12 protein-coding genes are annotated in these 11,889 nt (G+C 73.0%); 6 read left to right on the top strand and 6 right to left on the bottom strand.

What is annotated here, in order from left to right; translation table 11 throughout:
• Positions 1-21 precede the first annotated feature (21 nt).
• On the top strand, positions 22-1,215 hold the full coding sequence (locus tag OG294_RS32930) for a glycosyltransferase (RefSeq protein WP_442789265.1): 1,194 nt from the start codon (positions 22-24) through the stop codon (positions 1,213-1,215).
• A gap of 52 nt (positions 1,216-1,267) precedes the next feature.
• On the opposite strand, the gene OG294_RS32925 is transcribed toward OG294_RS32930, so the two are convergent.
• Together OG294_RS32925 and OG294_RS32920 are read right to left on the bottom strand one after the other, a co-directional pair.
• Positions 1,268-1,939, bottom strand: coding sequence for a thiol:disulfide interchange protein DsbA/DsbL (locus tag OG294_RS32925; protein WP_327070201.1), 672 nt, complete (start codon positions 1,937-1,939; stop codon positions 1,268-1,270).
• 75 nt (positions 1,940-2,014) lie between these two features.
• Positions 2,015-2,794 (bottom strand): slipin family protein, encoded by a 780-nt coding sequence (locus OG294_RS32920; RefSeq protein ID WP_327070200.1) that lies wholly within the window; start codon positions 2,792-2,794, stop codon positions 2,015-2,017.
• A 259-nt stretch (positions 2,795-3,053) separates the two neighbouring features.
• Between OG294_RS32920 and mscL the strand changes: the two genes are divergently transcribed.
• From mscL to OG294_RS32895, 5 genes are all read left to right on the top strand, one after another.
• Positions 3,054-3,497: a large conductance mechanosensitive channel protein MscL gene (mscL, locus tag OG294_RS32915; RefSeq protein ID WP_327070199.1), complete on the top strand. Its 444-nt coding sequence runs from the start codon at positions 3,054-3,056 to the stop codon at positions 3,495-3,497.
• A gap of 229 nt (positions 3,498-3,726) precedes the next feature.
• Positions 3,727-4,401, top strand: a complete 675-nt coding sequence (locus OG294_RS32910; RefSeq protein ID WP_327070198.1) for a DUF6643 family protein — start codon at positions 3,727-3,729, stop codon at positions 4,399-4,401.
• Positions 4,402-4,578: 177 nt separating this feature from the next.
• The gene (locus tag OG294_RS32905) at positions 4,579-5,457 is read left to right on the top strand and encodes an MOSC domain-containing protein (RefSeq protein ID WP_327070197.1); all 879 of its coding nucleotides are present in this window, start codon (positions 4,579-4,581) and stop codon (positions 5,455-5,457) included.
• A 123-nt stretch (positions 5,458-5,580) separates the two neighbouring features.
• Positions 5,581-7,968, top strand: coding sequence for a right-handed parallel beta-helix repeat-containing protein (locus OG294_RS32900; RefSeq protein WP_327070196.1), 2,388 nt, complete (start codon positions 5,581-5,583; stop codon positions 7,966-7,968).
• Between the two features lie 85 nt (positions 7,969-8,053).
• Positions 8,054-8,899, top strand: a complete 846-nt coding sequence (locus OG294_RS32895; RefSeq protein WP_327070195.1) for a DeoR/GlpR family DNA-binding transcription regulator — start codon at positions 8,054-8,056, stop codon at positions 8,897-8,899.
• Here OG294_RS32895 and OG294_RS32890 read toward each other — a convergent pair.
• From OG294_RS32890 to OG294_RS32875, 4 genes are all read right to left on the bottom strand, one after another.
• On the bottom strand, positions 8,878-9,369 hold the full coding sequence (locus OG294_RS32890) for a GNAT family N-acetyltransferase (RefSeq protein ID WP_327070194.1): 492 nt from the start codon (positions 9,367-9,369) through the stop codon (positions 8,878-8,880). The genes OG294_RS32895 and OG294_RS32890 overlap by 22 nt on opposite strands.
• Positions 9,370-9,381: 12 nt before the next feature.
• A complete protein-coding gene (locus OG294_RS32885; RefSeq protein ID WP_327070193.1) occupies positions 9,382-10,506 on the bottom strand; it encodes a PLP-dependent cysteine synthase family protein in 1,125 nt (374 codons plus the stop codon).
• 93 nt (positions 10,507-10,599) lie between these two features.
• A complete protein-coding gene (locus OG294_RS32880; protein WP_327070192.1) occupies positions 10,600-10,926 on the bottom strand; it encodes an SHOCT domain-containing protein in 327 nt (108 codons plus the stop codon).
• Positions 10,927-11,215: 289 nt separating this feature from the next.
• Positions 11,216-11,860 (bottom strand): RICIN domain-containing protein, encoded by a 645-nt coding sequence (locus OG294_RS32875; RefSeq protein WP_327070191.1) that lies wholly within the window; start codon positions 11,858-11,860, stop codon positions 11,216-11,218.
• Positions 11,861-11,889 lie beyond the last annotated feature (29 nt).

The raw sequence follows: 11,889 nt of genomic DNA, 5'->3' as shown, positions 1-11,889 counted from the left end.
GCCGGGCGGCCGCCTGAAGCGATGCCGCTGCGGCAGACTGCCACCGTGACGCTGCTGCCGTGGGTGACCGGTGTGACCGGACTGTCGCTGCTCTGCTGGCTCTGGCTGGCCTGCTGCCAGGGTTTCTTCTGGCGCACCGACCTGCGGATGCCGCCGCACCGGCCCGAGCCGGTGCTCTGGCCCGCGGTCGCGGTCGTGGTGCCGGCCCGGGACGAGGCCGCGGTGCTGCCGTCGAGCCTGCCGGGGCTGCTGGCCCAGAAGTACCCGGGGCGGGCCCGGGTGATCCTGGTGGACGACCACAGCTCTGACGGCACCGCACAGGTCGCCCGGGCCCTGGCCGACCAGTGCCCGGAGGGTCTGCCGCTCACCGTGACCACCCCGCCCGCGCTGCCGGCCGGCTGGACCGGGAAGCTCTGGGCGGTGCGGCACGGGGTGGAGCTGGCGGGCGGGGTCGAGTGGCTGCTGCTCACCGACGCCGACATCGCGCACGGCCCGGGAACCCTGGCGGCACTGGTCGCCGGTGCCCAGGCCGGGCGGCTCGACCTGGTCTCGCAGATGGCCCGGCTGCGCACCGAGACCCGCTGGGAGCGGCTGATCGTGCCGGCCTTCGTCTACTTCTTCGCCCAGCTCTACCCGTTCCGCTGGAGCAACCGCCCCGGCGCCCGCACGGCCGCGGCTGCCGGCGGCTGCTCGCTGGTGCGGCGCGAGGCGCTGGAGCGGGCGGGCGGGGTGGCCGCGATCCGGGGCGCGGTGATCGACGACGTCTCGCTGGCCCGGGCCGTCAAGCGCAGCGGCGGCCGGACCTGGCTCGGGCTGGCCGAGCGTCCCGAGGAGCTGCGGGTGCTGAGCGTGCGCCCCTACCCCGGGCTCGGCCCGCTGTGGCGGATGGTCTCGCGCAGTGCCTACGCCCAGCTGCGGCACTCGCCGCCGCTGCTGCTCGGAACGGTGCTCGGGCTGGGGCTGGTCTACCTGCTGCCCCCGGTCGCGACGGTGGCCGGGCTGCTGACCGGCCACTGGGAGCTGGTGGCCACCGGCGCCGCGGCCTGGGCCCTGCTGACGGCGACCTACCTGCCGATGATCCGCTACTACGACCGCCCGGCCCCGGCCGCGCTGCTGCTGCCGTTCACCGCTCTGCTCTACCTGCTGATGACCGTGGACTCGGCGGTGCAGCACTACCGCGGCCGGGGCGCGGCCTGGAAGGGCCGCACATACTGACGGGCCGGACGTACGGACGGGGGGTCGGGCGGTACGGGTCAGGCGGCTCGGGTCAGGCGGTACGGGCGGAGCGCACCTGGCCGAGCATCCGGTCCAGCGCCCCCGGGATCGCGTCCACGCCGCCGGCCTTGGTCGGCGAGGTCCGGTAGCGTCCCTGGACCACCACGCTGGGCAGCTCGTCGACCTCGTACCGGGCCAGGTCGCGGGGCGCCTGGTCGACCTCGCCGCGCACCTGCTCGGACTCGTAGGCCCGGGTGAACCGCGCGCGGTCCACGCCCTGCGTCTCGGCCCAGTCGGCGGCCGTCTCCTCGCTGGTCAGATCGCGGTCCTGGTCGCGCACGGCGTGGAAGACGGCCCGCTGCAGGCGGTCGACCTCGCCGAGCTGGTCCAGCGTGTAGTAGAGCCGGGCGTGCGCGCGTTCGACCGTCTGGTCCGAGGTGCCGGGCCACACGGCGGGCAGCCGGCGCAGCACCACGTCGGCGGGCTGCCGGGCCGCCCACTCCTCCAGCGGCGCTTCGAGCAGCTGGGAGTGCTGGCAGCCGTACCAGAAGACCTCCAGCACCTCGCGGCCCTTGGTCCCGTGCACCTCCTGCGGGTGACGCAGGCTCACATACGGCTCGTTCGCGCGGCTCGTGCGGGTCGCGGCGGAGCCGCTCGGCGCGGTGCCGCCGAGCGCACAGGCGACGGAGACCAGCAGGACGAGGGTACGGGTGACGGGCTTCATGCCCGCCACCGTGCCAGCTCGGCACCGGGCCAAGCCAGTTGGAACGCCGCAGTTCCCCCGATCGGGCGGTTCCGGCTACTCCGGGCGGGCTTCCGGGCGGGCCTTCGCCGCGTCCGCCGCGGACTCGAAGAAGCGCAGCAGCTCGACCGGAAACGGCAGCACCAGCGTGGAGTTCTTCTCCGCCGCCACCTCCACCACGGTCTGCAGCAGGCGCAACTGCATCGCGGCCGGCGTCTCGGCCATCCGGTCCGCCGCCTCGGCGAGCTTGGCGGCGGCCTGGAACTCGCCGTCCGCGGTGATGATCCGGGCCCGCCGCTCGCGGTCGGCCTCGGCCTGCCGGGCCATCGAGCGCTTCATCGAGTCGGGCAGCGCGACGTCCTTGATCTCCACCCGGTCGATGTGCACGCCCCAGCCGACCGCCGGGCTCTCCAGCATCAACTCCAGCCCGCGGTGGAGCTGTTCGCGCCCGGTGAGCAGATCGTCCAGCTCGCTCTTGCCGATGATCGAGCGCAGCGAGGTCTGCGCGACCTGGAGCATTGCGAAGGAGTAGTTCTGCACGTCCACGGTGGCCCGCACCGGCTCGACCACCCGGAAGTAGAGCACCGCGTCCACCCGCACGGTGACGTTGTCCTTGGTGATCCCCTCCTGGGCCGGCACCGGCATGGTCACCACCTGCACGTTGACCTTGCGCATCCGGTCCACCACCGGCAACAGCAGCGCGAGCCCCGGCTCCCGCACGGCGCTGCGCACCCGCCCGAGCCGGAACACCACCCCGCGCTCGTACTGCTGGACCACCCGGACACTGGTGACCAGCCAGAGCAGCAACACGACGACCAGCACGACGACGATCGGCATGTCTCGTCCCCCTCGTACGGCGCGGACCACGCCGGGCCAGTATGCGCCCGCCGGCGGCCGCCGCACAGGGGGCGTGCAGCACCTCCGGCGCAGCCACCCGGCCGGTGCGTGCACGTCACATCTGATGAACCGTCAATTCTGTGCACCCGTTAGGCAGAGCGGGTGAATGCGGTTGGACCGCGGCACCCGCGCCCGGACAGGATGGCGCCGTGAGCGGGGCCGGCCGTCGCCCCGCGTGAACCCCCCTGGAGTCAGAGCCGTGTTCAAGGGCTTCCGCAGCTTCCTGCTGCGTGGAAACGTGGTCGACCTGGCCGTCGGCATCGTCATCGGCGCGGCCTTCACCGCCGTCGTCACCGGCTTCGTCACGGCGTTCCTGACCCCGCTGATCGGGGTCGCGGCCGGTGCGGTCGGGGACTTCAGCAAGCAGAGCTTCACGATCGGCGCCACCACCTTCCCCTACGGCGCCTTCCTGAACGCGCTGATCAGCTTTGTGCTGGTCAGCGCGGTGATCTACGTCGCCGTGGTGGTGCCGGTCGGGCGCCTGCAGGCACGGCTGGAGAAGCCGAAGGCGGCTGAACCGGCCAAGGTGGACTGCCCGCAGTGCCTGAGCCGGATTCCGGCCGCGGCCGTGCGCTGCGCCTTCTGCACCGCCGAGGTGGCCGAGCTGCCCGGGTTCCCGGCCCAGGCGATGCAGCGCGGCTGATCAGACGCCAGTTCGGCCGCGTGGCGCGGGCCTGCGGGTGTGCCGGCGTGAGCCCCCCGATCCGGGAGGCTCACGCGTCGACGATGAGCAAGATTGACCGGAATGTGTCGGCAGAATGTCCGAAGTCTGACCATTCATCCGCTTTGCGTTGGCGAAGGTTGCGTAAACACTCGAACTGCCACCCCTCCCAGGCTCCTCAGGGGCGCATTCTGGGCTTACGGTATGCCCCATGACCTCGCCCCGCTCCTACGACGGAGTCGGCTACTACCCTCCGTCCTTCTCGTCGGGCACGCCCATCTACGACAGCTTGGTCGCAGAACGTGGAGTCCCCCAGATCGCGCCGATCAACGTGCCGGCCGCGCTCCCGCCGGCCCCCACCCCGGTGCCCGGCTACGGTTCGGCGATGGAGTCGACCAGCCTGCTCCCGGCCCTGCCGCCGGCCCGCCTGGCACTGGGCCCCGGCCCGAGTTCCGGCCCCGGCTACCAGAACGTGCAACCGGTTCCCGGTCCCGGCGGCCAGCCGTACGTGCCCGGTCCTCGGGTACCCGGGCCGATGCAGCCGGGCTACCCGCAGCCGTCCGCGCCGCAGGCCTGGGACCAGCAGCCCGGCGCCTTCCGGCCGGCCGGACCGATGGCGCCCGCGCCGGGCGCCCCGATGCGGCCGATGCCGCCCCAGCAGTTCTTCCAGCAGCCCGGGCAGCAGTTCCCCGGGCAGCAGTTCACGGGAGCGCCGCAGACCGGCCAGCAGCAGCCGCAGGGCTATGCGGGCCAGCAGCCGATGGGTCAGCAGCCCTTCGGTCAGCCGCAGTTCGGCCAGCAGCCGATGGGCCAGTCGCAGTTCGGCCAGTCCCAGTTCGGCCAGGCACCGCAGCCGCCGCAGCCGGGCCAGGGGCAGGCCTTCTGACCGAAGGCAGGCCGGTCGTCCCGACCGGGCGACAACCGAGGGGGATCGGTCATCCACGGGCCGCTGGGACCGCCGTTCGACGGCGGACCCGGCGGCCCGCGCGCATCCGCCCAGGGGCGACCGCCGACGGCCCGCCCCGTGGCCGGCGCAGGCCTCGCGACCTGGCAGGATGGTCATATGCCACTCCTCACCGGCCTGCACCGCTACCCCGTGAAGTCGTTCCACCGGCAGAGCCTGGAGCACGCCGTGGTGGAGCCGTGGGGACTGCGCGGGGACCGGCGGTGGATGCTGGCCCGCCCCAGCGGCCTGGCCGTCACCCAGCGGGACCTTCCGCAACTCGCCGGCTACCGGGCGGAACCGCAGGAGGACGGCACGCTGTGGCTCACCTCCCCCGAGGGCGACCGGCTGCGGATACCCGTGCCCCGAGCCGCCGAGGGCGCCCGGCCCACCGAGGCCGACGTGTTCGGCACCCGGTTCGCCGCCCTGGAGGCCGACCCGAAGGCGCATCTCTGGCTCGCCGAACGGCTCGGTCCGCACACGTTGGGCGAGATCCGGCTGCTGCACCTGGCGGACCCGCGGGCCCGCGCGATCGTGCCCGGCTTCGGCAACCCCGGTGAGACCGTGAGCATGGCCGACGGCTTCCCGCTGCTGGCCGTCACCACCGCCTCGCTGGCCGCGCTGGGCGAGTGGCTGGTGACCGGCGGTTCGCCCGCCGTCCCGATGGAGCGGTTCCGGCCCAACCTGGTGATCGAGGACACCGAGGCCTGGGAGGAGGACCACTGGCGACGCGTCAGGGTCGGCGAGGTGACCTTCCGGGCGGTCAAGCTCTGCGGGCGCTGCGTGGTGACCACCACCGACCAGGAGAGCGGCGAGCGGGCGGGGGCCGAGCCGCTGCGCACCCTGGCCAAGCGCCGACGTTTCGAGAAGAAATCCGTCTTCGGCGTCAACCTGGTTCCCGAACGCCCCGAGCAGCTGGGCGGCCCCGAACTGGGCACGGTGCGCCTGGGCGACGAGGTGACCGTGCTGGCCCGTGGTGAACGGCTGCCGGCCGCTTGACGCGATCGAGGCCACCCGGGACGCGCTACGGTGTGGCAACGGTGCACCGGACGGCTCGGACGAGCCCCGGCGCGGGCGACCGGCGGCACAGCACGACCAGCGGAAGGCGGACGACGGAGCGTCATGACTGAGCACAGGGTCCGGGTCACGCAGGACAGCGGCTCGCGCTGGCGGCGCCGTGCCGGGGAGTACCAGACACTGGCCGAGGCGCTGGCCGCCGCCGAGCCCGGCGACACCGTCACCGTGCGGCCCGGCGTCTTCCGGGAGAACGTGCTGCTCGACAAGGCGGTCACGGTGGTGCCCGCCGAGGGCCCCGGCACGGTGCGGATCGACCCGTCCTCGGGCGTGGCGCTCACCATCACCGCCGCCGCCACTGTGCGCGACCTGGTCGTCGAGGGCTTCGACAGCTCCGCCGCCGCCGTGCTGGTCACCGGCCCCGAGGCGGCGGCCACGCTGATCGGCTGCCGGGTGGACACCCACTCCGCGGTCGGCATCGAGGTGACCGAGCGGGCCACCGCCCGGCTGACCGGATGCACCGTCAGCAACCCCGCCGGACTGGGCCTGCGGCTGCGCGGCGCGGCCACCGCGCAGATCGAGGAGTGCGAGGTCGCCGCGGCCGGACAGGCCGGCCTGGCGGTGCTGGAGGGGGCCGAGGCCAGGCTGGACCGCTGCCGGCTGCACCACGCGGCGGGCGCCGGGGTGCTGCTCACCGACGCCGGCAGCCTGGCCGAGCTGACCGGCTGCGAGCTGTACGAGATCCGCGGCAGCGGGGTGCAGGCCGAGGCCAAGGCGGTGGGCCGGCTGACCGACTGCGCGGTGCACCGGGTGACCGGCAACGGCCTGACCCTGGACACCGAGGCCGAGCTGCACCTGGTGGAGTGCCGGCTGCACGAGCTGCCGGAGAACGCCGCCGACCTGCGCGGCCACTCCACGCTGACGCTCGAGCGCTGCACGGTGCGGGCGTTCGGCCGCGGCGCGCTCTCGGTCTGGGACCCGGGCACCAGGGCCGAGGCCACCGGCTGCGTGATCGAGGACAGCACCGGCGACTACCCGGCGATCTGGGTCAGCGACGGCGCCCAGCTCACCCTGGCCGACTGCACCCTGCACGACCTGCCGGACGCGCTCTTCGTGCTCGACCGCGACTCCCGGGCCACCGTCACCGACACCTCGTTCAGCCGGATCCGCAGCTCCGCGATCTCGGTCAGCTCCGGCGCCACGGTGGCGCTGGAGCGCTGCCGGGTGCGCGAGGCGGGCACCGGCCTGTGGTTCCGCGACCACGGCAGCGGCGGTCTGCTGACGGAGTGCGAGATCGCCGAGGTGGCCACCGGGGTGATCGTCACCAAGGGGGCCGACCCGGTGCTGCGCGACTGCGTGGTGCGGGGCAGCGCGGAGGCGGCGGTCTACGTCTCGGCGCAGGGCAGGGGCAGTTTCGAGAACTGCCGGGCGGTGCAGGGCAAGGGCTTCGGCTTCCATGTGATCGACGGCTGCCGCACCGTGCTGACCCGCTGCCGGGCCGAGCAGAACGGCCGGGCCGGCTTCGAGTTCGCCGAGCCGGGCCCGGTGGTGGAGGCCTGCACCTCGGACGACGTGCCCAGTGCCAAGGCCCCCGCCGAGACCGTCCCCGCGCCGCGCACCGCGCAGCTGACGGCGGGTCCGGCGCTGGTCGCCCCGCCCCAGATCGCGCCGATCCCGGACTGCCGCCCCGCGGACGAGGCGCTGGCCGAACTGGACGCGCTGATCGGGCTGGCCACCGTGAAGCAGGAGGTGCGCACCCTGATCGACCTGATCTCGGTGGGGCGCCGCCGCCAGCAGGCCGGGCTGAAGGCGCCCTCGCTCCGCCGGCACCTGGTCTTCACCGGCTCCCCCGGGACCGGCAAGACCACGGTGGCCCGGCTCTACGGCGAGATCCTGGCCTCGCTCGGGGTGCTGCAGCGCGGGCACCTGGTCGAGGTGGCCCGGGTGGACCTGGTGGGCGAGCACATCGGCTCCACCGCGATCCGCACCCAGGCCGCCTTCGAACAGGCCCGGGGCGGGGTGCTGTTCATCGACGAGGCGTACACGCTCTCCCCCGAGGACGGCGCCCGCGACTTCGGCCGGGAGGCGATCGACACCCTGGTGAAGCTGATGGAGGACCACCGCGACGCGGTGGTGGTGATCGTGGCCGGCTACACCGCCGAGATGGAGCGCTTCCTGGGCTCCAACCCCGGGGTCTCCTCCCGGTTCTCGCGCACCATCACCTTCCCCGACTACACCGACGCCGAACTGCTGGAGATCGCCCGCACCCAGTGCGCGGAGCACGAGTACGAGCTCGCCGAGGCCACCGCCGGCGCGCTGCTCGACCACTTCGGCACGCTGCACCGCGGGCCGTCCTTCGGCAACGGACGCACCGCCCGGCAGGTCTTCGAGACCATGGTCGAGCGGCACGCGATGCGGGTCGCCCAGCTGCCGGACCCCTCCACCGAGGACCTCCAGCTCCTGGTGCCCGCCGACCTCCCGCTGCCCCGCGGGTGACCCCCGGGCCGCTGCTCCCCGTCCGGCCGGGCTGACGTGGCAGGATAATCCCATTGAAGGAGCACCGAGAGGCGGGACAGCGCACGTGGCCGACAACAGCAACCTGCTCGCCGAGCAGCGCCGGGCGCTGATCCTCGACGAGGTCCGGCGGCGCGGCGGTGTGCGGGTCAACGAGCTGACCCGGCGGCTGAACGTCTCCGACATGACGATCCGCCGTGACCTGGACGCGCTCGCCAAGCTCGGCGCGATCGAGAAGGTGCACGGCGGCGCGGTGCCGGTCGAGGAGGCCCGCACCCACGAGCCGGGCTTCGAGGCGAAGTCGGCGCTGGAGCTGTCCGCCAAGGAGGAGATCGCCCGGGCGGCGTCCTGCCTGGTGGCGCCCGGCAGCGCGATCGCGCTCTCCGGCGGCACCACCACCTTCGCGCTCGCCCAGCACCTCACGTCGGTCGGGCAGTTGACGGTGGTGACCAACTCGGTGCGGGTGGCCGACGTGTTCGAGCGGGCCCAGCGGCAGGGCGAGGCGGTGGGCACCACCGTGGTGCTGACCGGCGGGGTGCGCACCCCCTCGGACTCGCTGGTCGGCCCGGTGGCCGACCGGGCGATCCGCTCGCTCCACTTCGACCTGCTCTTCCTCGGCACCCACGGCCTCTCCCCGGAGGCGGGCCTGTCCACCCCGAACCTGGCCGAGGCGGAGACCAACCGGAACTTCGTGGCCTCGGCCCGCCGGGTGGTGGCGGTGGCCGACCACACCAAGTGGGGCGTGGTCGGCCTGTCGACCTTCGCCGAACTGGCCGAGGTGGACACCTGGGTGACCGACGCGGCGCTGCCCGCCGAGGCGGCCGAGGCGGCGCGGGAGCACGTGCGCGAGCTGCTCCTGGCCCCGGCCGGCGACCGTCCCGACCGGGCTGGTCAGGCCAGGTCGATCCCGTAGTACTTCAGCTCCTCGTCCTGGTGGGTGAAGGTCAGGCCGCAGGCCTCCATCACCCGCTGGGACGGGGTGTTGCCGAGGTCGGTGTCGCCGATCAGGCGCTTGACGCCCCAGCCGGGCGCGGCCGCCAGGATGCCGCGCAGCGCCTCGCTCGCGTAGCCCTGGCCGCGCACCGACTCGGACAGGCCGTAGCCGATGGTGGCGGTGCCGTGCTCGTCGGGCGCCCCGTGGAAACCGATGCCGCCGATCGCCGCGCCGTCCGAGCGCCGACGGATCTCCCAGCCGCCGAACGGCTGGCGGGCGCCGTGGTTCGCGGCCCGCTTGGCGAACATGCCGGCGCCCACCCGCTCGCCCGCGCTCGGGTAGTCGGCGGCCCAGTTGTCGCCGGGCTCCGCCTGGCCCGCTGCCACCCGCTCGGCCTCGGCGACGGTGAAGGGGTGCAGGATCAGACGGTCGGTCAGCAGATCATTCATGTCCGGTGAATATCACACCGCGCTCTGCTCCGACCAGGGGTTTCCCGCCAGGAACGCCTCCAGCGCGCGCTGGTAGGGGGCGATGTCCAGCCCCTGCGCGGCCAGCCAGGAGTCCGCGTAGTACTTGTCCAGGTAGCGGTCGCCCGGGTCGCAGATGAGCGTGACCACGCTGCCGCGCTCGCCGCGCTCGCGCATCTCGGCCACGATCCGCAGCGCGCTCCACAGCCCGGTCCCGCTGGAGGCGCCCGCCCGCTTGCCGAGCACCCGCTCCAGCACCCGGATCCCCGCGATGGACGCGGCGTCGGGGACCTTCATCATCCGGTCGATCGCGCCGGGTACGAAGCTGGGCTCCATCCGCTGGCGGCCGATCCCCTCGATCCGCGAGCCGCTCTCGCAGGTGGCCCCGGCGTCGTGGTCGAGCCAGCCGTCGAAGAAGCAGGAGTTCTCCGGGTCGGCGACGCAGATCCGGGTGTCGTACTGCTGGTAGCGCACGTACCGGGCGATGGTGGCCGAGGTGCCGCCGGTACCGGCGGTGGCCACGATCCAGGCCGGTTCGGGGTGCGGCTCCAGGCGCAGCTGGGCGAAGACCGACTCGGCGATGTTGTTGTTGCCGCGCCAGTCGGTGGCCCGCTCGGCGTAGGTGAACTGGTCCATGTAGTGGCCGCCGGTCTCGGCCGCGAGCCGGGCGGAGACCTCGTAGACCTCGCTCGGGTCGTCCACCAGGTGGCAGCTGCCGCCGTGCAGCTGGATCAGGTCGATCTTGGCCTGGCTGGTGGTCTTGGCCATCACCGCGATGAACGGCACGCCGATCAGCTTGGCGAAGTAGGCCTCCGAGACCGCGGTGGAGCCGCTGGAGGCCTCGATCACCGGCTTGCCGGGCCGGATCCAGCCGTTGCACAGCCCGTAGAGGAAGAGCGAGCGGGCCAGCCGGTGCTTGAGGCTGCCGGTGGGGTGGGTCGACTCGTCCTTGAGGTAGAGGTCGATGCCCCACTGCGGCGGCAGCGGGAAGCGCAGCAGGTGGGTGTCGGCCGAGCGGTTGGCGTCGGCCTGCACCCGACGGACCGCCTCCTTGAGCCAGCCGCGGTAGTCGGCGTCGGAGCGGTCCACGTCCACGGTGCTGGTGAGTGTCACTGCCATGCATCGATTGTAACGGAAAGTAATCATTTTGAGAGGTCCAGGTTCCGCTTATCGGGCCCCCGGAGTGGTCCGGGGGCCCGGCTGGCGGACGTCTCAGGTGTGGTCGGACCCGGTGTCGCCCGGCCCGCGTTCGATCAACACCGCACGCCGGGCGCGGTATTCGTCCTCGTCGATCTCGCCGCGCGCATAGCGCTCACCGAGCACGGCCAGCGGCGACTGCAGGGGGCCCGCGGCGCCGAAACGACCGGCGGGGCCGAAGGAGCCGACCGGGCCGCCGTAGCAGCCGCGCCGCCAGAGGGTGCGACGCAGCGTCACGAAGACCAGCACCAGGAAGGCCAGCCAGAGCAGTGGGAAGATCACGAACCACGGGCCCGCGTGCCAGTGGTCACCGGCCAGCAGGCCGGTCGCGAAGGTGTGCATCAGGATCCATCTCCTCGGGTGCGACCCGGGCGTCACCGGGTCCGTCCCTGTGAGCCTCCCGCGCACCGGTCCCCGGCGCGTCCTGCCGGCGGCGGCACCCTGCCTACCGCCCGTGGAGTAGCCGGCGGCGCGGCGACTACTCCACGGCGATGGGGATGCGGCACGGCCGCCGGTCCTCGGACGAGGAACGGCGGCCGCGGCGGCGGGAGGGCTCAGCTCTTCAGGTGCTCAGCTCTTCAGGTGCTCAGGGTTCAGGTGCTCAGGGGTTCGAGCTCAGTGGTTCGAGCGCTCAGTGCCAGGTCCAGCTCTGGTTGGTCCAGCCGTTGCAGGACCACAGCTGGACCTTCGCACCATTGGCGGGAATGGTGTTGGTGTCGCCGTCCAGGCACTGGCCCTTGTCCGCGTTCCTCAGCGTGCTGCCGTTCCAGATCCAGGTCTGGTTGCTCCAGCCGTTGCAGCCCCAGAGCTGGACCTTCGCACCGTTGTTGCCGATGGTGTTGGTGTCACCATCCAGACACTGCCATTGGTCGCCGTTCTGGATGGTGTAGTAGCCGGTGGGCTGGCCCGGCGCGGGGGTCCAGTACCAGTTCTGGTTGCTCCAGCCGTTGCAGCCCCAGAGCTGGACCTTCGCACCGTTGTTGCCGATGGTGTTGGTGTCACCATCCAGACACTCGCCACCGTCGTTGTTGGTGAACGCGGTGGTGTGGTAGGTGACGTCGGGCGTCATGGCGTCGTCCGGCCGGGCGTCGCCGACCGCCGGGAGCGCTTGCGTCTGCGAGCCGAGCTCGACGACGTGCTTGCCGGAGGCCGGCCCGGCGGCGTCGCGCACCGCCGGGACGCTGGAGGCGTGCGGGACGGCGGCGTGGGCAGTGGCACCGAGCGCGAGGATGCTCGTCCCGACGGTGAGCGCGAGCATGAACCGGTTGATACGCATGTACTGTCCTCGGATTCGTCGCAGGTCTT

It is taken from the genome of Kitasatospora sp. NBC_01302, from assembly GCF_035976515.1.
Classification (GTDB): domain Bacteria; phylum Actinomycetota; class Actinomycetes; order Streptomycetales; family Streptomycetaceae; genus Kitasatospora.
The sequence above is the reverse complement of the archived record's forward strand: the minus strand, read 5'-3'. Positions and strand labels throughout refer to the sequence as shown.